Annotated in this window: 25 protein-coding genes; 23 read left to right on the forward strand and 2 right to left on the reverse strand. The window is 69.7% G+C overall.

From position 1 onward, the window contains the following. Positions 1–129 precede the first annotated feature (129 nt). The 19 genes from EDD40_RS43505 (at position 130) to EDD40_RS13040 (ending at position 18446) form a co-directional block, all read left to right on the forward strand. Positions 130–717: a hypothetical protein gene (locus EDD40_RS43505; RefSeq protein WP_246037630.1), complete on the forward strand. Its 588-nt coding sequence runs from the start codon at positions 130–132 to the stop codon at positions 715–717. After that, positions 711–1577, forward strand: coding sequence for a hypothetical protein (locus EDD40_RS12955; protein ID WP_246037631.1), 867 nt, complete (start codon positions 711–713; stop codon positions 1575–1577). Before EDD40_RS43505 ends, EDD40_RS12955 begins: the two co-directional genes overlap by 7 nt. A 102-nt stretch (positions 1578–1679) precedes the next feature. Continuing rightward, the gene (locus EDD40_RS12960) at positions 1680–2390 is read left to right on the forward strand and encodes an SAF domain-containing protein (RefSeq protein ID WP_123743123.1); all 711 of its coding nucleotides are present in this window, start codon (positions 1680–1682) and stop codon (positions 2388–2390) included. A gap of 89 nt (positions 2391–2479) precedes the next feature. Beyond that, entirely contained in the window at positions 2480–3286 is an 807-nt protein-coding gene (locus EDD40_RS12965) for a MinD/ParA family ATP-binding protein (protein ID WP_246037632.1), read from the forward strand. After that, positions 3283–4725, forward strand: a complete 1443-nt coding sequence (locus tag EDD40_RS12970; protein ID WP_123743125.1) for a TadA family conjugal transfer-associated ATPase — start codon at positions 3283–3285, stop codon at positions 4723–4725. The genes EDD40_RS12965 and EDD40_RS12970 overlap by 4 nt, the downstream gene beginning before the upstream one ends. After that, positions 4713–5651, forward strand: a complete 939-nt coding sequence (locus tag EDD40_RS12975) for a type II secretion system F family protein (RefSeq protein ID WP_123743126.1) — start codon at positions 4713–4715, stop codon at positions 5649–5651. The genes EDD40_RS12970 and EDD40_RS12975 overlap by 13 nt, the downstream gene beginning before the upstream one ends. Positions 5652–5656: 5 nt before the next feature. Then, positions 5657–6550 (forward strand): type II secretion system F family protein, encoded by an 894-nt coding sequence (locus EDD40_RS12980; protein WP_123747990.1) that lies wholly within the window; start codon positions 5657–5659, stop codon positions 6548–6550. A 33-nt stretch (positions 6551–6583) separates the two neighbouring features. Continuing rightward, positions 6584–6772 carry a hypothetical protein gene (locus tag EDD40_RS12985; RefSeq protein ID WP_123743127.1) on the forward strand — a complete coding sequence of 63 codons (189 nt, stop codon included), beginning with the start codon at positions 6584–6586 and terminating at the stop codon, positions 6770–6772. Positions 6773–6831: 59 nt separating this feature from the next. After that, positions 6832–7272 carry a TadE/TadG family type IV pilus assembly protein gene (locus tag EDD40_RS12990; protein ID WP_123743128.1) on the forward strand — a complete coding sequence of 147 codons (441 nt, stop codon included), beginning with the start codon at positions 6832–6834 and terminating at the stop codon, positions 7270–7272. Positions 7273–7343: 71 nt separating this feature from the next. Then, entirely contained in the window at positions 7344–7808 is a 465-nt protein-coding gene (locus EDD40_RS12995; RefSeq protein WP_281277851.1) for a TadE/TadG family type IV pilus assembly protein, read from the forward strand. 98 nt (positions 7809–7906) lie between these two features. Continuing rightward, positions 7907–8296 (forward strand): pilus assembly protein TadG-related protein, encoded by a 390-nt coding sequence (locus tag EDD40_RS13000; protein WP_123743130.1) that lies wholly within the window; start codon positions 7907–7909, stop codon positions 8294–8296. A 53-nt stretch (positions 8297–8349) separates the two neighbouring features. Then, the gene (locus tag EDD40_RS13005) at positions 8350–8823 is read left to right on the forward strand and encodes an SPX domain-containing protein (RefSeq protein ID WP_211348165.1); all 474 of its coding nucleotides are present in this window, start codon (positions 8350–8352) and stop codon (positions 8821–8823) included. A 147-nt stretch (positions 8824–8970) separates the two neighbouring features. After that, positions 8971–12069, forward strand: coding sequence for an AfsR/SARP family transcriptional regulator (locus EDD40_RS13010; RefSeq protein WP_246037634.1), 3099 nt, complete (start codon positions 8971–8973; stop codon positions 12067–12069). A gap of 1208 nt (positions 12070–13277) precedes the next feature. Continuing rightward, on the forward strand, positions 13278–14537 hold the full coding sequence (locus EDD40_RS13015; RefSeq protein ID WP_123743132.1) for an AAA family ATPase: 1260 nt from the start codon (positions 13278–13280) through the stop codon (positions 14535–14537). A 47-nt stretch (positions 14538–14584) separates the two neighbouring features. Continuing rightward, the gene (locus EDD40_RS13020; protein WP_123743133.1) at positions 14585–16393 is read left to right on the forward strand and encodes a VWA domain-containing protein; all 1809 of its coding nucleotides are present in this window, start codon (positions 14585–14587) and stop codon (positions 16391–16393) included. A gap of 49 nt (positions 16394–16442) precedes the next feature. After that, positions 16443–17120 carry a hypothetical protein gene (locus EDD40_RS13025; RefSeq protein ID WP_123743134.1) on the forward strand — a complete coding sequence of 226 codons (678 nt, stop codon included), beginning with the start codon at positions 16443–16445 and terminating at the stop codon, positions 17118–17120. A 123-nt stretch (positions 17121–17243) separates the two neighbouring features. Then, the gene (locus EDD40_RS13030) at positions 17244–17504 is read left to right on the forward strand and encodes a hypothetical protein (RefSeq protein WP_123743135.1); all 261 of its coding nucleotides are present in this window, start codon (positions 17244–17246) and stop codon (positions 17502–17504) included. Next, positions 17501–18034, forward strand: coding sequence for a hypothetical protein (locus EDD40_RS13035; RefSeq protein ID WP_246037635.1), 534 nt, complete (start codon positions 17501–17503; stop codon positions 18032–18034). The genes EDD40_RS13030 and EDD40_RS13035 overlap by 4 nt, the downstream gene beginning before the upstream one ends. A 247-nt stretch (positions 18035–18281) precedes the next feature. Further along, on the forward strand, positions 18282–18446 hold the full coding sequence (locus tag EDD40_RS13040; RefSeq protein ID WP_211348166.1) for a hypothetical protein: 165 nt from the start codon (positions 18282–18284) through the stop codon (positions 18444–18446). Between the two features lie 585 nt (positions 18447–19031). On the opposite strand, the gene EDD40_RS13050 is transcribed toward EDD40_RS13040, so the two are convergent. Next, positions 19032–19673, reverse strand: a complete 642-nt coding sequence (locus tag EDD40_RS13050) for an alkylmercury lyase family protein (RefSeq protein WP_170185056.1) — start codon at positions 19671–19673, stop codon at positions 19032–19034. 79 nt (positions 19674–19752) lie between these two features. Continuing rightward, positions 19753–21162, reverse strand: a complete 1410-nt coding sequence (gene merA, locus EDD40_RS13055; RefSeq protein WP_123743138.1) for a mercury(II) reductase — start codon at positions 21160–21162, stop codon at positions 19753–19755. Positions 21163–21256: 94 nt separating this feature from the next. Between merA and EDD40_RS13060 the strand changes: the two genes are divergently transcribed. The 4 genes from EDD40_RS13060 (at position 21257) to EDD40_RS13075 (ending at position 23544) form a co-directional block, all read left to right on the forward strand. Further along, complete coding sequence (locus tag EDD40_RS13060; RefSeq protein WP_246037636.1) at positions 21257–21688, forward strand: ArsR/SmtB family transcription factor; 432 nt, start codon at positions 21257–21259, stop codon at positions 21686–21688. Positions 21689–22024: 336 nt separating this feature from the next. Then, positions 22025–22729: a DUF169 domain-containing protein gene (locus EDD40_RS13065; protein ID WP_123743139.1), complete on the forward strand. Its 705-nt coding sequence runs from the start codon at positions 22025–22027 to the stop codon at positions 22727–22729. Positions 22730–22888: 159 nt separating this feature from the next. Then, entirely contained in the window at positions 22889–23329 is a 441-nt protein-coding gene (locus EDD40_RS13070) for an ArsR/SmtB family transcription factor (RefSeq protein ID WP_148088778.1), read from the forward strand. Continuing rightward, positions 23329–23544: a hypothetical protein gene (locus EDD40_RS13075; protein WP_148088779.1), complete on the forward strand. Its 216-nt coding sequence runs from the start codon at positions 23329–23331 to the stop codon at positions 23542–23544. Before EDD40_RS13070 ends, EDD40_RS13075 begins: the two co-directional genes overlap by 1 nt. The last annotated feature ends 36 nt before the right edge of the window (positions 23545–23580 follow it).

The raw sequence follows: 23580 nt of genomic DNA on the forward strand, positions 1-23580 counted from the left end.
AACGCCGGGCCTGGCTCCTCATACTGACTTCAAAGCAAGTGCCTTACTCACATTGAAGTGAGTACCGGGTCGCGGTGTAGACCTAGCTTCACGTGGTTCAGGAAGTCCAGATGCGAAGCGGGGTGTGCTGTGGCACTCGTTCAGATCATCGCCACATCGAGTGGTCGAGTTCGACAGGCATTCGTTGCAGGTGCGGCGGTGCTCATGCTCGCCTCCTGTAGCCAGCAGGACACGAACCCTCCCATGAGCAGCGCAGGGCCGACGTCGCCGTCGGCGAGCCTCGCCGCACCGCAAAGTCCCGCGGACCAGGCAAGGCTTCACGCGCTCGCTGCCTACCAAGGCATGTGGGAGGACTTCGTCGAGGCAGCGGCCACGTCGGACTGGCGGTCACCGAAGCTGGGCCGGTACGCGACAGGGCTTGCGCTGTCGACTCTGTCCCGCGGCCTGTACGCGGATCACTACAACGGGCTTGTCAGCAAGGGTACGCCGACGCACAACGCGCAGGTGTCCTCAGTGGAACCGGCTGCAGACCCTGCCCAGGTGATCATCAGTGATTGCAGTGACTCCACTAACGCACTGAAGTATCGCGCCGACAGCGGGCAACCGGCCGACGACGGTGCAGGCGGTCGTCGGCTCATCAAAGCGACCGTGGAGAAACAGTCTGACGGATCATGGAAGGTATCGGACTTCGGTGTGCAAGGAGTCGGGACGTGTTGACCATCGAACGCGCGGGCGTCGCCGTCAACCTCGCCCTGATCGTGGTGTTCGCGGGTTCGGTACCTGCCTTCGCCGACATCTACGGCAACGTGGACTGCTTCCAGAGTCCGACACCGGACTGCCAGCTCGACGCAGGCTCGTCGGGCCAGGACGGCGACCAAGCGGACGATGCCCACAAACCCGGTCACAGCGGCTCGGAAGACGATTCGACCGCCGGCGAATCCGCGTGTCGACACGTGCCGGTCGACTACCAACCGTCAACCGGCCAGCCTCAGGAGCCTGGCGGCTGGTTCATCGTGTTGTGCTCACCCGATGGCAAGGACCCCGACTCGCACGGTCCGGTGTGGGTTCCGGCCAACGCTGACAGCCCGCCGACGATGACGCCCGCGCAGGTCGCGTTGATTGCGCGCAAGCGGTTGCGGTTGCCTGCTCCCTCCATCGCCGCAAGCCCGTTCGGCAACCAACTGGTCCACCTGCCGACCTGGCTTTGGCTGTCCGACGGGTGGGTGCCATCGACGGCTACTGCCTCGGTGCCCGGCGTGTCGGTGACGGCGGTGGCGGAGCCGACATCGGCGACGTGGTCGATGGGTGACGGCAGCAGCGTGACGTGTGTGGCACCGGGCACGCCGTTTCTGGCCGGTAGCGACCCGAAGGCGCCGTCGCCGGATTGCGGTCACACCTACCGCACTTCGTCCGCAGGGCAAGTGGGGCAAGCGTTCCCCGTTTCCGTGACAGTGCACTGGACCGTCACCTGGGCGGGCGCGGGTCAGAGCGGCACGTTCCCGAACTTGACCACGACCGGCAACGCGGCCTTCCGGGTTGCGGAGTCCCAAGCACTCAACAACAACGGCCGCGGCTGAGTTCGCCTCCCTTCATAACAAGACAAACAGCAACTCACCTTCCGCTCGCTGAGAACCATGGCGACGCGGCGTGCTACCCCCATGCCTGAAGGAGGTACCGGCGTGACCACCAACATCACCCGGCCGAACATCGACCGACGCAGGATGTCGGCAAGCGATTCCTGGGTCTCGGACGACAAGAAGCCCGCGTCGCGGCTGCGCGGAACGAAACGCCGACGCAGCATCCCGCACCTGCTGCTGGGCGCCCTGCTCGTGCTTGCCTGTGCCGCAGCGTTCCTGGTGGTGTCGCTGAACTCCGGGAACAAGCAGTCCGTTCTGGCGATGGCGCGGCCGGTGTCGGTCGGGCAGGTGTTGACAGCACAGGATCTCAAGCAGGTCAGTGTCGCCGTCGATCCTGGAGTGTCTGTTGTGGATGTGAGCCAGGCGGACGGTGTGATGGGAAAGACGATGTCGGCGAGCCTGCCCGCCGGTGCACTGCTGACCCAGGACGCGGTGAGCGGAGCCGGGGTTCCCACCGCGGGGCGGGCGATCGCGGCCTTGTCGTTGAAGGCTGGGCAGTTCCCGGTGGAGGTATCCCCCGGCACTCATGTGTCGGTGGTGTTCGTGCCCGGACAGTCGGGCGCCGCGTTCGCGAACCCTCCGACGTCGGACTCGGCGACGGTGTGGTCGGCGGTGGTCACCAGCGTGACCGCACCGCCGAACCAGCAGGTCACGGTGGTGTCGGTAGAGATGGAGCAGGCCGCCGCCCGCCAGATCGCGGCTGTGCCCGCCGGTCAGTTGTCGATCGTGATGCTTCCGGGAAGTGATCGGTAATGTTGGTGGCGGTTCTGTCGGTGAAAGGGTCGCCTGGGGTGACCACGTTCTCGGTCGCCCTGGCCGCGAGGTGGCCCTCGCCTGCGCGAGTGTTGCTGGTGGAGGCCGATCCGTCCGGCGGGGACGTCGGGACCCGGTTCTCGTTGCAGTCGACGCCGGGGCTGGTGAGCTTGGTGGCTGCCGCCCGGCGCAGCGATGACCCGGCCTTGCTGTGGCAGCACGCGCAAGCCCTGCCGGGCGGGTTGCCGGTGGTGGCCGCGCCACCGGACGGCGACCGCGCGCTTTCCGCGCTGTCCGCGCTGTCCGACCCGACCGCCGGAGCGGGCGTCCTACGGGCTGCCGCGAGTGCGCCGGACAGCGCGGTGATCGTGGACTGCGGCCGAATCGACGCCGGGTCACCGGCGATGCCAATCGTGCGCTCAGCCGACGCGATGGTCTTGCTGACCCGTGCTCACGCCGACGACCTCGCGCACCTGGCCCGTCGACTGCCGGCGATCGGCCGCTGGACCGCGCATCCGGCGATGCTGCTGGTTGGCGAGGGGTACTCGACAGCGGAGGTCGCCCGCGAACTCGGAGTGCTGCCACTGGGCCGCGTTCCCAGTGATCCGCACGGGGCGGCGGTGCTGTGCGGACGGCCCAGCACGCGGCGATGGGGCCGGAGCGGACCGGCCCACTCGGCGCTGGGTCAGGTCGCGCACAAGGTCGCGAAGGTACTCCTCGCCGACCAGGTCCCACCCGCCGCGATGCCGCGGCAGAAGCCTGCGGAGAACGAAGCATCGCCGGTTGTGGGAGCGGCACCCGGTGTGCCCGGCACCGCTGTCTCAGCCAATGGGTTGCGGCTCGCACCCGCACCCCCGAATTACGAGAACACGTCGTGGGGAGGACAAGCGTCATGAACTATCCGTCTAACGGCTATTCCCCACCGGTACCTCTGCGCTCCCACCAGCAGCAAGAGCAAGCATCGAGCCAGCAGACAGCGCCGAGCGACACCCATCCGGCGCAGGCATCCGAGGCCGTTGGGCGGCTTCGTCAGCATCTGCGGGACACGCTCGGCACCGAGCTGCCGCTTCGGGTGGACGCCCAGCAGCGCCGTACCGGCGCCTCGGTCAGCAGGGAGGCCCGGCGCGAGCTGGCGCGGGCGATCCTGGATGACGCGGTCCGGGCACACAGCGAGAACGAACTGATGGACAACCGCTCGCTGGTCGGCCGGGATGTCGAGCAGCAAGTCATCACCGAGGTCATCAACGAGCTGTTCGGCATGGCCGGTCTGCAGCCGCTGCTGGATGACCCGACGGTGGAGACGATCAACGCGAACCGCTTCGACCGGGTGTTCGTGCAGTACAACGACGGCCGCCGGGCACGCGTGGCCCCGATCGCCGGGTCGAACGAGGAGCTGACCGACCTGGTGCGACTGCTGGCCGCCCGCGCGTCGAGTCAGGAACGTCGCTTCGACCACGGATCCCCGGCGGTCAACCTCCAGCTCCCCGGCGGGGAACGGTTGTTCGCGGTGATGGGACTGACCGCGGGCGGAGTGACGTCGCTGTCGATCCGCCAGCACGGCTACCTGACCGTCACGCTGCCCGAACTGCGCGCTCGCGGCACCGTCGACCCCGGCCTGGAGCAGTTCCTGCGCGCACTGGTGCGGGCGCGCAAGAACATCTTGATCACCGGCGGCACCGGAGCGGGGAAGACGACCCTGCTGCGGGCGCTCGCGTCCGAGATGGACGCGCTGGAGCGCATCGTCACCATCGAGGACGCCTTCGAACTCGGCCTGGAACTCGACCCCGACGTCCACGCCGACGTGACCGCCTTCCAAGCGCGTGAGGCCAACGTCGAGGGCGAAGGCGCGATCTCCCAGGCCGAACTCGTGCGTTGGGGACTGCGGATGAGCCCGGACCGGGTGATCGTCGGCGAGATCCGGGGTCCGGAGGTCATCCCGATGTGCAACGCCATGAGCCAGGGGAACGACGGCTCGATGGCGACCCTGCACGCCTCCAGTTCGAGAGTCGCCTTCACCCGACTGGCCTCCTACGCCGCCCAAGGCGTCGAACGCCTGCCGCTGGACGCGACGAACCTGCTGGTCGCCTCGGCGGTGCACTTCGTGGTGCACCTGGCCCGCGGCATCGACCGCACGACCCGCGTGGTGTCCTCGATCCGCGAGGTCGTCGGTGCCGACGGCCCGCAGGTGGTCTCCAACGAGGTCTACCGGCCCGGCGCGGACCGCCGCGCCCGGCCGGTGGCCGGGGCGCTGCGCACCGACACCCTCGACGACCTCCTCGACGTCGGCTTCGACGCCGGTCTGCTGGAACAGCCCGAAGGCTGGTGGCCGCGGTGAACACCTCGATCAGCGCCACGACCGCCCTGTCGGCCCTGCTCGGTGTCGGAGTCGGTGTTGGCCTGCTGCTGGTCATCGTCGGCTGGCGTGGCGTGGAGGCGAACCGGCGCTCCGGACCGTTCGCCCGCGCGCGGTCCCGCGCCACGCAGGCCGCGCCCCGAGACCAGCGCCAGGCGCTGCGGATCGGCCTCGCTGGGGCGGTGGGTGTGCTCACCGGGGTGGTCACCGGTTGGGTTGTCGGCGCCGCGCTGGCCGGGCTCGCGCTCTGGGCACTGCCTCGTGTGCTGGGCCGCGACCCCCGGCACGTCCGTCGGGTTGCGCGGATCGAGGCCATCGCGACCTGGACCGAGATGTTGCGCGACACGCTCTCGGCCGCCGCCGGGCTGGAGCAGGCCATCCTCGCGACCGCTCCGCTGGCGCCGCCGGCCATCCGCGGCGAGATCATCGACCTCGCCGTCGGCATCGGGAACGGCGACCGCCTGGCACCCTCGCTGCGCCAGCTGGCCAACCGGCTCGGCGACCCCACCGGCGACCTCGTCATCGCCGCGCTGGTCCTGGCGGCCGAGCAACAGGCCCGCCAGCTCGGCGACCTGCTCGGCTCCCTGGCTCACACCGCCCGTGAGCAAGCCTCGATGCGGATGCGCGTCGAGGCCGGGCGAGCCCGCACCCGGACCTCGGTGCGGGTGATCGTCGGCACCACCCTGTGCTTCGCCGTCGCGGTGGTGCTGCTCAACCGCCCGTACTTGTCGGCCTACGACTCGGCCACCGGGCAGGTCGTCCTGCTGGGGATCGGCGTCGTCTTCGGACTGGGCTTCGCCTGGCTGGTACGCGTCGCAAAGGTCACCGAGCCCGACCGCTTCCTGTCCCTGACCCATGACGCCGACAGCCGGCCCCGGTCCGCGTTCGTCGCCGACAGGCAGGTGTGACCACCGTGATCACCGCACTCGTTCTGGGAGCCGGGCTCGGCATCGGCCTGTGGGCACTGGCGGTGTGGGCGTTCCCGCCGCGTCCCGCGCTGGGCGCGGTCCTGGCACGCACCACGGCGCCGCCCGTGCCGACACCGATTCTGACAACTGATGACGTGGGTTGGGCGGTCAAGTTCGGCCGGCCGTTCATCGCCCCGCTGCACGCACTCGGCCTGCCCGGTACGCGGTTGGCCCGTGATCTCGGTGTCATCGGCCGCCCGGTCGCGACTCATCTGGCGGAGAAGGCCACCTTGGCGATCGCCGGGTTGCTCGCGCCGGTGCTGCTGCAACTGCTGCTCACCCTGGCCGGGCTGTCACTGGGTATCGAGTTCCCGATCATCGCCGGGCTGGTGCTGGCAGCCGCCGGATTCGTCCTGCCCGACCTGCGAGCCCGCTCGGAGGCGGCGAAGCTGCGCACTGGGTTCCGCCACGCCTTGTCCGCCTACCTCGACCTGGTGTGGATCACCCTCGCCGGTGGTGCCGGGGTGGACAGCGCGCTCAACGACTCGGCTGCCATCGGACGCGGCTGGGCGTTCGAGCAGATCCGCCGCGCCCTGGACAGCGCCCGTTTGACCCGGACAACGCCGTGGGCAACACTGCGCCAGCTCGGCGAGGAACTCGACGTCACTGAGCTGTCTGAGCTCGCCGCCTCGGTCAGCCTGGCCGGCACCGAAGGTGCGAAAGTCCGAACGTCGCTGGCGGCCAAGGCCGGAGCGCTGCGCACGCACCAGATCACCGATGCCGAAGGCGCAGCCCAGGCTGCCACCGAGCGCATGTCGCTGCCAGTGATGGCGCTGTTCTTTGGCTTCTTGGCCTTTATCGCTTACCCCGCACTCACTCAAGTGGTCACCGGGCTGTGAGTCTCGGTTCGTCAAGACTGGAAGGAGAACGCGATGCACCTCTACTTGGTGGCGTTGTGGACGACGCTGAAGACGCGGTGGGACGTGTTGCGCCGGGAGCCCGAGGCCGGGTACTCGACCGAGACAGTGCTGGTGACGGCACTGTTGGTGGTGGCCGCGTTGGCGATCATCGCGATCGTCATCGCAAAGGTCACCGCCAAGGCCAACGGCATCAACTTGTAGCCGTGATGGGGACGCGCCAGACACACCGAGGCCGCGGCACCGGTGATCGACCGCAGCCGATGGGAGGGAAGGCGACCTCGCGAGGCCGTGTTCGACGGTTGCTGCGCGGCGACCGCGGCGCGGTCAGCGCCGAGTTGGTGATCGTGACTCCGCTGCTCCTGTTGATGCTGCTGGCGATTGTGCAGTTCGCGTTGTGGTCACACGCCACCCACATTGCTCAAGCCGCCGCGTCCCAAGGGCTCGCCGCCGCGCGAGCCCAAGGCGGAACCGCGGCAGCGGGCAGCGCGAGCGCGCAGCAGATGCTCGACCAGCTCGCAAGTGGCCGGTTGACCGGTACCAGCGTCGGCGCCGACCGCAGCGCGACGTCCGCGTCGGTCCGGATCTCCGGAACCACCACCTCGGTGATCCCCTTCCTCAGCTTGCCCGTACGCGCCGAGGCCGCCGGCCCGGTCGAACGGTTCGTGCCCATGTCGCCGGCGGTGGAAGAACCGGAGCCATGACCGTGACGACCACGCACCCGCCCCTTGACCGGACCGCCATCACGTGCCCGTCCGGTGGTTCACAACGGCCGCTGGGGCGCGGCCGGGACTGGCGGGCCTGGTGGCACGCTGACCGGGGCTCCGTAGCGGCGGAAGTCACCCTGGTGGCACCGTTGTTGGTGATGCTGCTCGTGTTCGTCGCTGTGGTGATCCACCGGGGTGTGGATGCCCGACTGCGGTTGGAGGACGCCGCTCACCAGGCGGCCCGCGCGGCGAGCGTCGAACGCACCTCGGCCACGGCGACTGCGGCAGCACAGTCCACCGCCGCCGGCGCGTTGTCCTCGGCCGGGGTGACGTGCATGTCGCTGAACGTGGACACCGACACCAGCGGCATGCAGTCAGGCGGCACGGTCAGCGTGACCGTGTCCTGCACCGTGGACTTCGGAGACGCGCTGCTGCTCGGTGTGCCTGGCTGGAAACTCTTGTCCACCACCGCTGTCGAGCCGGTCGACACCTGGCGTTCGATTTCGGGGAACACCTCGGGAGGTGGCTCATGATCCGCCGGGGACAGCGCACGCGGCCGAGCTGGTGGACACGGCGGCGCCGGTGGTGGCGAACACAGCGACGCACCTGGTGGCGGGCCGACGACGGTCGGGTGACCGCGTTCGTCGTGGTGCTCACCATCGGGATCCTCGCCTTGGCTGGGCTGGCCTTGGACGGCGGTTTGGCACTGTCGGCCAAGGTCAAGGCCAACGGCCAGGCCGAGGCCGCCGCCCGCGCCGGTGCCCAGGCCATCGACCTCGCCGCCTACCGCAACAGTGGCGTCCTGCACCTGGCCCCAGTCCAGGCGGTCGCCGATGCGCACAGCTACCTCGCCACCGTAGGAGCCTCCGGGACGGTGACCGTCTCAGGCGACACCGTCACCGTCACCATCACCGCGTCGCAGAACACACAACTGCTCGGCATGGTCGGGATTTCCAGCCTCACCGTCCACGGCACCGGTAGCGCTCATCCCCAGCGCGGTGTGGTGGACGCCGACCCATGACCGCACACCAATCGTCCGCACCTGGTGCGGCGCGTTCAACGAAAGGAGCCGGCATGGCTACCTCAGAAGAGATCCAACGCCGCGTCGAGCAGGCCGACACCGCACGCAGTGTGAAGCGATCCGCTGTGGCGCAGCAGGTCGGTGAACTCGCACAGCGTCGGGCCGTGCTCGCCGGGCAACTCGACGACGTCGAACGAGAACTCGGCGATGTGCTCGCCGAGGCCAGCGACGTCATGGACATCGACGAGCTGGCGAGGTTCACCGACATCCCGGCACCCGATCTGACGGGGTGGCTCACCGCCCGCAAACCCCTCCGCACCAGGCGAAACAAACCCTCCGGTGGCGTACAGGGCGGCACGAGCCGAGGGTCGGCCGCAGCGAGGACGACGAACGGCCAGACAGCCACACCGCTGCCCGGACGTCGCGCCGATGCCATCGACGTGCCTCACGGCGGGGCTGGCATGACGCCGCTCGATCGTGCAGTTCGGACCGCGGTACCCAATCCACCCGGGCCCGCGCTCACTTGATGCTCCGTGGCCCAGTGAGCGTCGAGCCACCGCGACCTGTACTGCCGACGAAACGAGCCAGCCGTGACCGCACCGTCACACGAGTCCCGCCGAGAGCCGATACGGCCACCGGGCGCGGGCCGCCGCGCGTGGTGGATGTTGGTCTGCGTGGTCCGGTCGGCCGGACGGGTCCTGCGAGGTCTGATCGCCGCCGCAGTACTGGTTGCGCTCGTGGCGGGCTTGCCGTGGGCGCTGTGGCACTACATCGGCTGGCCGCTACCTGACCACGTCCCCACGTGGGTCGAGGTCGAAGGCGTGCTGCTCGGCCCGATGACGACGACATTCCTGCTGGACTTCATCGCCTGCCTGTGCTGGACCACCTGGGCCGCGTTCACCATCGACGTCCTGCGCTGCACGGTGGACTTGGCCCGCAGCGGCTTCGACGCCGCCACCAAGCTGCCGGACTTCTCTGCCGCAGGTCCGATGCACGCGTTGGCGAGCGTGCTGGTCGGTGCCGCCCTGCTGTCCGTGCTGGGCAATCGGCCCACGCCAGCACCCGCCACCTCGTTGTCCACCGCGCTCGGCGCCGGATCGCAGGTCGTGGCGACCGCACCCGCCTGGCAGCACCCAGCGCACGGCGAGGAGAAGGTGGCGGTCCGCAAAGCCGTGGTCGCCACCCGGACCACCGCCGGTGGTGACGCTGCCACCGTCAGCGCGCCCACCCATCCGGAGTCCGTGGTCGTACGGCCGCCAGAAGGCGGGGTCCACGACTCGTTGTGGCGCATCGCGGAGCGCGCCCTCGGTGACGGCACTCGGTGGCCGGAGATCTTCGAGCTCAACCAGGGAAGGCCCCAACCGAACGGGCATCCCTTCACGAAGCCGAGCCTGATCTTCCCCGGTGAGGAACTGGCACTGCCGCGCGAGGCGAGCGTGCCTGTGGTGCCGTCGCACCCGGCGGACCCGGACCTGTCTTCCCCCGCCCCGCCCTCCCCACCGCCGACTACCTCCGCGCCACCGACGAGCAACCAACCGCCCGCACCGGTGCCGCCCGCGCCACCCACCCACCAGACACCACCCGCCGCGACCGACACGGACAACGCTCCAGCGGCACCGGGCGAACCCGGCTTCCAGTGGGGACCGGAGCTCTTCGTCAGTCTCGGATTGACCGCCGCGATCAGCGCAATGCTGCTGGTCGCCCGCCGCCGCTATCGCAACCGGTACCGGCCCGGCAGCGGCGACCGCGACGACCTGCCCGTGGCACCGGTGGTCTACCAGCTGCGCCTGGCTCATCTGCGGGCCGAGGTCGACGACGAGATCGACCTCGGCGACGACCCGGACGACGAACAACGCGAACGTCCCCAGCGCGTGCCGCCGCAGCCACCCCTTGTGGTGGGCGCACCCCGGACCGGAGTCAGCCGGCACCCCACCCTTGCGCCGGGGCTGGGTGTCCGAGACGGTCGCGAGGTCGCTCTGGACCTCGCGACCGCCCGCGGCCTCGGGCTGGTCGGGCCCGGTGCGTCCGCCGCAGCCCGCGCGCTGCTGATCGCCGTGCTCACCACCCCGGGCCACCTGGCGAAGTCGGCAGGGGCGATGGTCGTCGTCCCTGCCGACGACCTAGCCTCGGTCCTCGGACGCGGGGCAACCCACGAGCACGTGCCGTCGACCGTGCGGGTGGTCGCCGACCTGGACGACGCGCTCGACGCGGTGGAAGCCGAAACCCTGGTGCGCGCCTCTGCCAGCCGTGAACACGGCACCGGGCCGGGGATGTGGCCGCCGCTGGTGCTGGTGGCCAAACCATCGGCACACCACCAACGGTTGCAAGCGGTCCTGGACAACGGCGTGCCGTTCGCCGTCACCGGTCTGCTGTTGGGCCAGTGGCAGCCCGGCGTGACCGCCTACGTCCGCCAGGGCGGCACGATCTCGGCCACCGGCCCCGGTCTGGGCGAGGCCCTGCGCGGAACCCGGATGTTCCGCCTCGGCGGCGACGACACCACCGAGCTGCTGACCCTGCTGCGCCAAGCCGAGCCCGACCCCCGGGTCGAGAACAACCCCGTTCTCGGCCCGGTGCTGCGCCCTCGGATCGTGGCGGCACAACCCGCTGGCAAGGACCACCGGGCGCAGAAGGATACAGACCGGCTCAAGACTGGCCACGCGGAACCAGACGGGGTCGAACTGGAGGTCACGGCCGCAGCCACGCGACCAGCGCCTCCGGACACCGAGCTGGAGATCTCCGGTCCCGCGCTCGGTGTACGGCTGCGCCCACCGGATACCGGTCGCCAGCGGCTCGCCGCGTCGGGTGTGACCGACGCTGCTGTGGACGAGCGGAAGTACGTAGGTGAGGTCGGTGACGACGAACCGGCCCCGACCAGTGAGCCCACGACCGCGGCAGCTCAAGCAGCACCGACCGTCACGCCCGGCGGCGAACAGGACGTGAACTCCGCGCTGATCACGATCACCATGCTCGGTGGTCTGCGCGTGCACTGGCATTCCGGTCCCGGTGCCACCGACAGTCCACGGGAGATCACCGGGGCGTTGCAGCCCAGAACCAAGGAGCTACTGGTCCTGCTGGGGCTGCATCCCGACGGTGCCACCCGCGAGGCGCTCGTCTCGGCGCTGTGGGGACAAGAACCACCGTCTCGTCCCACCAACGCTCTGCACACGGCGCTGTCGCGGATGCGCTCCGCGCTGGCCACCGCCACCAACGGGGCGGTAGGCGACATCGTCTCGGTGGGCAATGGCCGCTACCAGCTCGATCCGGCACGCGTTCGCGTCGACTACTGGCGCTTCGCGCAGGCCATCGCCGCCCGCCGCACCGCCGCGACTGACTCCGCCCGCGTCGACGCCTACCGGGACGTGGTCAACGCCTACGGCGGCCCGCTGGCCGAAGGCATGTCGGCCGAGTGGATCGAGCCCGCGCGCGAAGCGATCCGCCGCGACGCCATCGACGCCGTCGCCGCGCTGGCCCGCGCGCTGGTCGACTCCGACCCGCAGCAGACATTGGATCTCCTGGAGGTCGCGCGGACGTTCGACCCGCACAACGAGCTGCTCTACCGCGACATCATGCGCCTACAGGAACGGCTCGGACAGCTTGATGCCATCCCGCGGACGCTGACCCTGCTCACCACCCGGCTGGCCGAGGTCGACGCGGCGCCGACGCCGCAGGCGCGTGGGCTGGCCGCCCGGCTGGGGCAGCGCCACGAGGATGTTCCCGTCGGCCCAGCGAACTCAGGCTCTCGCAGAGACCATGGTCGCAGCGCAGCCGGCTGAGGCGGCAGTGCCACCAGGCGCGGACCGCTGATGCAGGCCGGACCATGTCCGTGCCTGCGCCCATCACTACTCGTCGTTGGCGAGAGCGATTTCGTTCGGCTCGGCCGTTCCGGTGGGTGCGCTTGCCTTGTCGACGTTGTGGCGGCTTTACGCCTGAGCCTGCGCGATAAGTTCAGGGTGGCCCTCATCCCAGGCGGTCAGCGTCTGAGACAGCGTCAAGAACTCCAGGAGTTCCGGCTTCAACGAGCACATCACCGCGACCGGAAACCCTTGCGCACCGGATTCGCATCAAAGATCTTCTTTAGCCATCTTTTTCAAGGTGCACGCCAGAATGCTATCGTGCAGGACAGCGTATTTATCCGACCATCCCCTCGATGAAATACGAGCTGATCGTGGAAAGAACCTCTTTTGTTGCCTGGGGCACCACCCATGAGCGCGACCAGGGTGGTCGGCACCCACGACGAGGTGCCCGCCGCTGTTGCCACCTGGATGACCGTGCCTGGTCGGTGTGACCACATAGCCAGCCTCAACCTCCACGTTGACCGAATGTCACGTGAAGTAGCCGATCGGAAGATCATTCACACGCACAGTGGCTTCCGTTGGGGGTTCACACGGGGGGTCATATGGGGGTTCATACGGGGGATCAGGTTAGAGAACCACCCCTTACGACTTGCGAAGATGCTGGCCACAGGCACCGCAGGGGATCCGCTGGTATCCCAGACTCGCTTGCCCACAAGCCGGTAGACACATCGGGCGGGCGGGTTGATGGTCACCACTTCCACCGTCGATCCTGTGGCCACCTTCCAGTTGCACCCCGCCTTCACCGCAATCCACCTCTCCCATCATTCCATTAAATATCGTTCATGATTTAAACTTCTTTGCCACGCTTGACCATTTCCGTCGACAGTCCCCGCGCACGCCCGGATCACTGACCTGCGAAAACAGTTGAGGCAACGGCCGGAATTGCGACCGTGACCGTGGCTTCCCATTTTCCTCCGCAACGACAACGGGGCCACCCCGTAAAGAGTCTTGGAAAAGGTTGCCCACTCCCATTGTGCACGTCGCGCGGCAGAGTAATAATTGAATTAGCACCGGGGAACCAGAAACCACACCGAATACCACGCCCGGCGCGAGCTATGTCCAACGAAAACGACTGACCGCCCGCCCAACGCACCGCCGTCCACTCAAGACCGAAGGGACCATCCGCGATGACCGCGTCAACCTCAACCACCACGCCCCCCGCTACCGCGCCCGCCGCCTCGGCGGGTGGGTCGGTATCCCGGTTGCGCAACGGTGAGCTGCGCGCGATGGTCGCGCGAGTACTGGCCGACGCAGGGAAGGACCTGACGCCCCGGAACATCGCGCACACGCTGAACCGGTCCTCCGGTGCGGTGGGCAACGCGTGCCGGGTGTTGGCGGACCGTGGCGAGGCGGAGGTCGTCTCGACCACGCCGCTGACCTACCGGGCGACCGCGACCACGGCCTCCGCCGCCGCGCCCGCCATCACCCCCGCACCACCCCGCACGCCCCGCCCGAAACCACCCGCCGCGCCGCCGACCACCGCGCCTGCGAGCACCGCTGCCACACCCGCCGGGGCGGGCGGGGCGGCGACCGGTCTGGCATCGGGGAAGGCGCGGTCGGCGGGCACGGTGACCGGTCCGGTGATGCGTCCGAACGGAATGGAGTACCACCCGCGCCTGGTGGCGGGGACCTCGTTGCCGGACGTGACCGCGTTGCGGCGGTTGCGCGACGCCGGGGTCGCCGCGCTGCTATACGGACCGCCCGGCACAGGCAAGACCTCGGTGGTGGAGGCGGCGTTCCCGGACTGCGTCACGGTTCAGGGCGACGGGGACACCGTGGTGGCCGACTTCGTGGGCGACTACACCAAGACCCCGGACGGGGAGTTCGTGTTCGTGCACGGTCCGCTGGTCCGCGCGATGCGCGACGGGGTGCCGTTGTTCATTGACGACGCCACGCTGATTCCGCCGACCGTGCTCGCGGTGGTCTATCCCGCGATGGACGGCCGCCGCCAGATCATCGTGAAAGCCAACGGCGGCGAGGTCGTGGACGCAGCCCCCGGCTTCTACGTGGTCGCCGGCCACAACCCCGGAGTGCACGGCGCGGTGCTCACCGACGCGCTCTCGTCCCGGTTCTCCGTACAGGTCGCGGTGTCGTCGGACTACGACCTCGCGGACCAATTGGGGGTGGACAAGAAGGCGGTGAGGGTGGCGCGCAACCTCGCCACCCGGCAGGAACGGGGCGAGGTCGGGTGGGCACCGCAACTGCGGGAGCTGTTGGCGTTCAAGAAGATCGCCGCCGTGCTCGGGGTCGACGCCGCCGCCGCGAACCTGGTGGGCATCGCGCCGGAAGAGGACCGGGACACCGTCGCCGCCGTGGTGCGCGACGCCTTCGGCCGCACCGTGAAACCCCTCGCCCTCGGTGCCCGCGTCACCCCCGCCACACGCTGAACCCTGGCCAGTCCCAACCCGTGATCGTCGCGAAAGGACCCACAACCGTGAGCACCCACTTCACCGCCGACCCGACCGCCACCGGTGCCGCCATGTTCCCCGCCCGCCCCGAGTGGCTGACCGTGTCCGCCGCCTTCGCCGACGAGGTACCGGTGATCGCTGACCGGGACGACCTCGTGGTCAGCGTCGCGCCCGGCGCGGGTGGTGGTGCCCCGGCGTGTTTCTACCCCGCCCGCGCGCTGATCGAGGTCGACGGCGACCACCTCGGTGTCGATCCCGCCACCGTGGATCCCGCGAACCTGTCCGACCGGTCCCGTTACGCCCCGGCGTGGGGTGCGCTGACCCACGAGTGCGGGCACGCCAAACACACCGCCTGGGAACCACCGCGCGACGCCCCGCCCGGCGTGGTCGCCGCCGCCATGCTGTTGGAAGAGCCCCGTATGGAAGCCGCCCAGGTGCGCCGCCGCCCGGATGACCGGCACTGGTTGCGCGCGTGCGTGCGCGGCATCGTCGCCGCCGACCTGCACCTGTTCGCCGACCCCGCCACCGCTCCACAAATGACCAAGGCCGATGCCGCCCGGTCCGCCGCCCTGCTGTTGGGGCGGGCGGACGGCGGGGTGCTCACCCGCGCCGAGGTCGCCCCCGTCGCGCGGGTGGTGCGGGACGTGCTGGGTGAGGAGACGCTGGACAAGCTGCGGGCGGTGTGGCGCACGGCGTTGCGTACCGCCGACGACAACGGCCAGACCATGCTCGACCTCGGCCGGCAGTGGTGCGCGATCGCCGGCACCGACCCGAACACCGGCGACCCGGACCCCGGCGGGACAGCCGACCCGTCCGGCAGGCCCGACCCGTCCGGCGGCACCACCGCGACCGGGAACGGAACCGGCACCCCGCCCCCTACCGGTGGCACTCCGTCCCCGTCACCGTTGGCGGGCGCGATCGCCGCCGTGTTGGACGACGTGGCGCGTCGGGTGGCGCGGGAGAAGGCACCGGAGGACCCCGCCGCAGTCGCCGCCGCCGACAGGGTGCGCGAGGCCGCCGCCGACAAGGTCGCCCACCAGGCGGCACGCTCGGTGTTCGAGGTCGGTGGTTCCCGTGACGGGTCGACCGCCACGGCGGGCACCCGCCCGCCCACCCCGCAGGAGCGCTCGGCCGCGCGGGTGTTGGCGCGGGCGTTGGACACCGCCGGCATCCGGGAACGGGTGGCGGTCAAATCCACCTCGGAGCTGCCGCCGGGCCGGTTGAGGATGCGCGGTGTGCGTGCCGCCGAAGCCCAACGCGCCGCCGGGGCGACCGTCACCGCGCAACCGTTCACCCGCATCACCCGCACCCCCGTGCCGACCCCACCGCTACGGCTCGGGGTGGCGTGCGACGTGTCCGGCACGATGGGCTGGGCACGCGCCCACGTCGCCTCGGCGGCCTGGATTCTCGCCGCCGCAGCCCGCCACGCCAGGGTGCCCGCCCAGACCGCGAGCGTGATCTTCGGCCACCACGTGCACCCGCTGACTCACCCCGGCAAACACCCCGCCGAGGTCACCGAGTTCGAATCCCGCGACAACTGGGAAGACATCCCTACCGCCATCGACGCCCTCGACGGTGCCCTCGGACTGTCCCGACCCGGCGCGGCCCGCCTGCTGGTCGTGGTCTCCGACGGCCGATTCCGCCACCAGCCCCGCCGCGACGGACAACGCAAACTCGACCGCCTGCGCACAGCCGGATGCGCGGTGCTGTGGCTGACCACCGACCCCGACGACACCCCCCTCGACGGCACGACCGTGCACCGGCTGACCGACCCCACCACCACCGCCCGCGCCATCGGGCAGGCCGCCACCGCCGCCCTGCGCGCTACCCGCTGACCCCCGCCGGCGGATCCCCGCCCCGCGCCCAGAACGAGGAGCCCACGTCGTGATCTCGTGGAAGAACCGGGTCGTGAAGACCATGCTCGCCACCGCGCCCAGGATGCAGGGATCGTGGGGCGTCGCGACCGCGATGCGGTGGGACGACAGGACCACGATCGTCGACGGTGAGTACGTCAAGCAGTCGACATCCGGACCCGACGACGAGAATCTCGGAGGAGTGGCGAGGCTGGTCGACACGACCAGCGGGTTGGCGTTCCACGTAATGCCACCGTGGAACGCGGCCAAATCGACCGGCTACGTGCTGGTGCCCGCAGTGCCGCGCGAGCTGGAGCGGAACTACCACCCCACGCATCGGGACCACCAGATCCTGGTGTCGTTCGACATGCCCTCGGCCGACGTCGCCGACCTCCTCAACACCCGCCTGCCCCGCTACCACAACCTCATCCGACAAGCCCGGGAGGAAAAGGCGAACGGTGACCGCGCGATGGCGAGGGCCGTCGAGATCATCACCGCTGTAGCGGCCGTGATCGGGGCGGGCGAGCCGACACCCGTCACGGCACGCTCGCCCAGGCGGGGAACGCATGGAATCGAGTGGTTCGGTGCAGCCGGTCCGCTCCAGGTGGACGCCCACACGAGCGGAAGCCTTCTCACCGTCAGCTTCTCCCTACCGGTCAAGGACTTCGAGGACAACACCGCCGCCCTTGCCACCGTGATCCGAACCTGACACACAACGCACCCGCCACGACCCGCCCTCCGCCAACAGAACGCACAGCCACCACCAGTTCGGGTCCGGGGCGGTGTTCACCCCCAAGCCCAACCCACTGACCACGCATGCGAGGTGACCACGATGACCGACACCACCCGACTCACGACCGTGGGCGACGCGATCGCCGCCCTGTCCGCCTACGACCCGAACACGCCTCTACGGGTCGCCGTCCAACCCGGCTACCCGATGCACCACCTCCTCGCGAGGGTGGTGTGCACCCCCGACGACGCCGAAGGCGACGGCACCCCTCCCACCGACCCGCCCGTGGTGTGGCTCGCCCTGGGTGAACAGGTCGGTCACCTCCCCGAGTCGGCCGCCGACGCCCTCGGGTGGTCGCGATGACCACCACGACCCCCGGCCTCGCCGAGCGGGCGGTACGCGCCGCGCGTACCCACCGCGCCGCCGACCCCGACGGGTTTCGCCACCGCCACGACAACCCCGAAACATGGAACCGATGGGCGCGACGTGCCCGTGTCGCCCGCACCATCGCCACCGCCCTGCAAGTACCCGTCGACGCCGTGCTCGTCACCGACGACCCCCACCGCACCTACCCCGCCCGCACCGGAGACGTCCCCGGCGACCTGATCACCATCACCGACCGGGCAACCGGAAGCGCGTGGCGATTCATCCCCGACCACACCACCCCCGGCCAGGCGTGGTTGCTACTCGACCACTGCCCTGGTTGTTCCGCCGAGGCCCCCGTCGCCCGCGTCGCCACCCTGGCCGACCTCGGCGACCACCTCGACCCCGACCGCGACACCCGACCCGTCTGGGAGAACCAGAAGACGGCCGACCACCAGCCGGGGTGTACCGAGCTGCATTCGGCCGCCGAGACCGCGGCGCGAGGCGCCACCCGAAGGTCGGTGGGCTGAAGACCATGTCGCCCAAGACCGGTTCCGACGTCAGTGCGGCCATGACGCCGAGCGGCTCAGCTCCCTGACGACACGCCCGAGACCACTTCCTCCTGACCAACCCGCGCACGGAACTGACCACCGGCTGAATTCAACATTCGCCCATCAGGGCACCCGAACACGCAAGGAGGCGGGGATAACCACAACCACGATCGAACGCGACAAGGCCGCAGGAGCCACCCAGCACCGCTACCACTACACCCGCGTCGTGGAGATCGTCGGGCGCACCGTCCGGGCCCGCGTCGAGCGCGACTTCTACATCGACCAGAGCCTCGCCATCGCCGAGGTCCTCAACGACCGGATGACCTGGACCAGCCTGGCGGCCGACGTCCCGGCAACTGGCGGCACGACACTCCGAACTGCACTTATGTAACAGTCAAGTTGTCGCAGGTCATCAATTGCCGCAGTTTCCTGCACCGTGTCCACCGAAGCCATGATGCGGATCTAATGGCGCAGACCGGTGACGTTCGCGCTCGGTCATCGCACACGGTGTGGAGCGAGGCGGGATCATCTAGCGTAGCCCCACGCGGTGAGTCCGGCTTTCCGGAGTGTAGACAGCCCTACGGCGACAATGCTCGCGCGAACGAGTCCGTGGTCGCTGACGGCCTGCGCGACCGTATAGATCGGAGGTGGCCCGATGACTGTGAGGCCCGAGTCGGACAGTGCCGCGGCGACGAGGTGCTGGTGCTGCGGGGGCGGCTTCCCGGAGTCGGAACTGGTCAGGCTCGGGGAGCATCCCGAGATGGGTGTGTGTCTGCGTTGTGCCCGGTGGTTGCGGCGGCGTGCCGTGCGGCAGCGTGATGAACTGCGGCCTTCGGTGACCGGCATGCTGCGGGGTGGAGTCCACGTCGTCCGTAAGGCGGTGGTCCGACGAGGATGGCACGAGCGTGGCGCTCTGGGGGTGTTCCTGCGTTGGCTCGACCGGTACCTGCCGTAGCCGCCTGGGGCGCAGGGTGGATCAGGCGGGACGGGTTTCCGATGTCGGTTGCAGGAGGGCGCCGAATTCGGTGATGCCGCTTGCCAGGGCTTGTGTCTGGTCGAGCACGGTCGCGGTGATCTCGGGATGGGCATCGGCCCAGTTGCATGCCGCCTGGGCGCTGGTGAAGAAGTTGATGTAGCCGCAGGTGCGGTCGGCCGAGGGGCAACAGCCGTCGTCGGTGGTGGTGCCGGCGAGGACGACGGCGGTGTCCGGGGTCCAGGTCGCTTGGTCGCGGTCGACCCGGATGGTGATCGTGGCGTCGCTGCCAGGCTCGGTGGAGGTGATGACGGCCGGGTGGTCGAGCATGGCGGACATGCCGAGTGCGTCGACAGCGCACATGGCGTGGGTGGTCGGGCCGCCCGCCCAGGTCACGGAGTGGCGTGTCGGCGTCGGCGAGAAGGGGTAGGCGGCGCGGATCCGGCCCCGGTGGTCGACGGCCAGCAGGTCGCACCCGGTCAGTTCACGCAGCGCGGGTTCGAGGTCGATGCCGTGGTCGTGGGTGTAGTCCTCCAGGTCCTGTGGTCCGGGTGGTCGGCCGGTGTCGGCGAAGGCAGCGAGGATCCCGTGGTGGAGCTGACGGGCAGGGGTGGTGATGCCGGCGGAGGCGCTGCCCTTGTTCAACCTCAGGTCTGTCGGCTCGGTCATCGCGGTTCTCCACGGTCGTGGTGAGGCGGAGCGTCGGGGTTGGGTCTGCTTCGGGTCAGGATGCGCAGCAGGACAGCGTGGTCACGTCGCGGGTGAACGTCTGGGCGGCGAGTTTGAGGCCTTCGGCCATGGTGAGGTAGGGGCACCACATATCGGCCATCTGCGTGACGGTCATGTGGTTGGCCATGGCGTAGACGGCAGTGGCGATCACGTCTCCGGCGCCGTCGGCGAGGACGTGGGCGCCGAGCAGTCGTCCGGTGCCTTGTTCGGCGACGAGTTTGATCAGGCCGCGGGTGTCGCGGTCGATCAGGGCGCGTGGCACGTGTTCCAGGGACAGCACCCGGCGCTCGCACGCATAGCCCTGTTCGACGGCTTGGGCTTCGGTGAGGCCGGCTGCCGCGATCTGCGGGCTGGTGAACGTCACCCGCGGCAGGTGGTGGTAGTCCAGGGTGCGGTGGGCGTCGTCGAAGGCGTTGTCGGCGACCAGGGTGCCGTGGGCCCCGGCGACGTAGACGAACTGCGGATGGCCGGTGACGTCCCCGGCGGCCCAGATGCGGGGGTTGTCGGTGCGCAGGTGTTCGTCGACAGGCACCTCGCCGCGTGGGCCGGGTGTGACGCCGACGTCGGCCAGGTTGAGTCCGTCGGTGACCGGACGGCGTCCGGTGGCCACCAGCAGCGCCTCGGCCCGGATCTCGCCGTTGGCGCTGGCGGTGTGGGAGTCGAGTACGACGTGGTCGTGCTCGCGTCGGACCGAGGTGACCGCGCTGCCGGTGTGCACGGTGATGCCCTCGTCGGCGAACACTCCCTGGATGCCGTCGGAGATCTCCGGTTCCTCGCCGGGCGCGAGCCGGTCTTCCTGTTCGATCACGGTCACGCGGACGCCGAGGCGGGCGTACAGCTGTGCCTGTTCCAGGCCGACGTAGTTGCCGCCGATGACCGCCAACGAGCGCGGCAGCGTGGTCTGTTCCATCGCGGTGGTCGAGGTCAGGTAGCCGATCCCGGCCAGCCCTGTGATCGGCGGTGTCCAGGGGGCGGAGCCGGTGGCGACGAGGTAGTGCTCGGCGTGCACTCGGGTCCGGTCGCCTCCGGTGAGGTCGACATCCAGGGCGGGGCCGTCGACGAAGCGGGCGGTGCCGGTCAGGATCTCCCAGCCGTGGTCGGCGGCGAGGTCGACGTACTTGTCGGTCCGCATCGTGTCCACCAGGGTGCGTTTGGCTCCGGTCACGGCGGCCATGTCCACTCCGTCGGCGGCGGTGCGGATGCCGGGGAACTGCTGGTGCAGCGCGACGTGCCGGGCCTGCGCCGCGGCCAGCAGAGCCTTGGAGGGCACGCAGCCGGTGTTGACGCACGTGCCGCCGACCGTGCCGCGCTCGATCATGATCACGCTCCGGCCTTTGCGACGTGCCGCGATCGCCGCCGCGAAGGCGGCGCCACCCGAGCCGATCACCGCGAGGTCGTACCTCATCGGGGCCTCCTACTGCCAGTAGCCTCGTCATATCTGCTTAAGCGGATGCGACGAGGGTAGCGCTAAGTATCCGCTTGGGCGGATACTTGCCTGCGTGGCGCGGCACGGGAACGTGGAGACGGTCAACTGCGCGGGCGGGGCGGACTGCTGCGCCGGTCCGCTCGGTCTGCTGCCGGAGGTCACGGACGGGGCAGCGGTGCTGGCGAAGTTCTTCCGCGCCCTCGGTGACCCGGCTCGGCTGCGGCTGCTGGAGTTCCTGGTGGCCGGTGAACGGTCGGTCGGCGAGTGTGTCCGGCACATCGGTCTGGCCCAGGGTCGGGTGTCGACCCATTTGGCATGTCTGGCCGACTGCGGTTACGTCGAGGTCCGCCGGCAGGGCCGCTTCTCCTATTACCGGGTCGCCGATCCCCGGGTGGTCGACCTGGTGCACCTGGCGCGGGCGCTGGCGGCCGACCACGCCGCCGTGCTGGCGGCGTGCCGGCGCATCGACGCCGGTGCGGGGGCGCCCGACGCCGGCCGGACCTGAACCGCGCACGTCGGTCGTCCTTACCCGCAAGGCGTAGCCACAACTGCGAGATCGGCACGCTGCGTGACCGGGGTGGCCGTTCGCGACTCCGGAAAACGTACCCGTCTGCGGGGTATGTCGTTGAATGGGTCTGGTTCAGACTGCGCTTCCGGGGGTGCGCCGTTAGGCGCATCACAGGCGGAGTTCTTTGGGGGGTGCCTTAAGCCTGTCAGTTGATCCTGCGTCGACCGTCCTTTCGCGGTCCGCGGCGCGAGTTGTCGAAATATGAGCTTTCCGCACCACTTGTCGTGACGCGTTTGATTCGCCATGGCATGGAATGAAAGATGAGGACGAAGTATGAGTCATCCCGAGCTGGCCACCGCGTTGACCGAGTTGCTGTCGCTGGACCTGCCGCCGGTGGCGCTGTCGAAGGTGCAGGCGCGACCGGAAGGGGTTGTCGACACCGGTCGGCCGGTGCCATCCAGCTGTGCGATGTGGCGCGTGGCGGAGAAGGGGGTCTTCTACGCCGAGGCCGCGGAGCACTTCAACTGTCCGGTGGGGTCCATGGTGATGGGCTTCGAGATGCCCGACGAGGTCAACGCCGAGCTGGGCGGCCTGGTGCAGTCGATGTGCGACGCCCAGTACCTGGAGATGTCGGAGGTCGCGAACATCCCGTCGGTGCGCAAGGCGGGCACGGGCGTGGTGTACGGGCCGTTGGCAGATCTGCCGGTCGAGCCGGACGTGGTGCTGCTGTGGCTCACCCCGGCGCAGGCGATGATCTACAACGAGGCGTCCGGCAACGCGAATTGGACCGCGGAAGCGGGGCAGGTGTCCGGACGTCCCGGATGCACCGCGCTGGCGTTGGCGATGGAGACCGGGCAGCCGCGCATGGCGCTGGGCTGCATCGGCATGCGCACGTTCACCGGCATCGCGGCCGACCGGATGCTGGCCGTGCTGCCGGGAGCCAAGGTCGGCGAGTTCGTCGAGGCGCTCAAGGTCACCGTGCAGGCCAACGCCGGCATGAAGCAGTTCTACGAGAGCAAGCTGGCCCAGTTCGTCTAAGGGTCTGACGCCGCGCGGTCCCCCTGACACCTGGCTCTTGACCAGTCGGCAGTGCCGGGGGATTGCGCGGCCCGCCACTCCGGGCCTACTCTCGGCCACATCGACGAAGTTCGATCCCCTAAGGGATCGACGGAATTCGATGTCGGGGGTGAACGGCTCGTGGCAACCGCTGGGCGGGTCATCGGCTTGGAGATCGTGGAGACGCGGTCGTCGGGCGCGCCGCATTGCAGCGTTCCGCTGACCACGCCCCGTCTGTCGCACGAGCAGGCCAACGACCTGTCGGTGGTGTTCAAGGCGCTGGCGCACCCGACGCGGGTGCAGCTGATGAACCTGCTGGTGTCCAGCCCGTTCGCGGCCTGTGTCTACGACATCCAGGTCGCGATGGGCATGCCGCAGTCCACGATCAGCCACCACCTCAAGCAGCTGGTCGGCGCCGGCCTGCTGCACCGCCGGCAGCGGGGCAGCTGGGCGTACTACTCGGTGGACCGCGAGGCCATGCGCCGGTTGGGCACGGTGATCGACCTGGGCGACGCGCCCGCGCAGCCGCTGTCGCCGCAGGCACAGACCGATCCGCCGGTCGAGCGGGTCGAGGACGTGTGATGCCGTCGACCACGCCCTCAGCCGCGTTACCGGACCTCGTCGGTGCTGACCGACTGCTGTTCGGTGACGACGCCGCGCGTTGGCTTCACGGCCCGGCCGAGGAGCTGCTTCCCGCTCAGGCACGTCCCGCGGCCGTGCGGCGCACCTGGCTCCTCCTCGCTGTGGTGCTGCTGGCCTTGGCCGGTATCGCCGCGGCGATCGGGACGGTCCTGTGATGCCGGTCCTCGCCCGACCACGACGGCGCAGGGTGC

It is taken from the genome of Saccharothrix texasensis (assembly GCF_003752005.1).
Classification (GTDB): domain Bacteria; phylum Actinomycetota; class Actinomycetes; order Mycobacteriales; family Pseudonocardiaceae; genus Actinosynnema; species Actinosynnema texasense.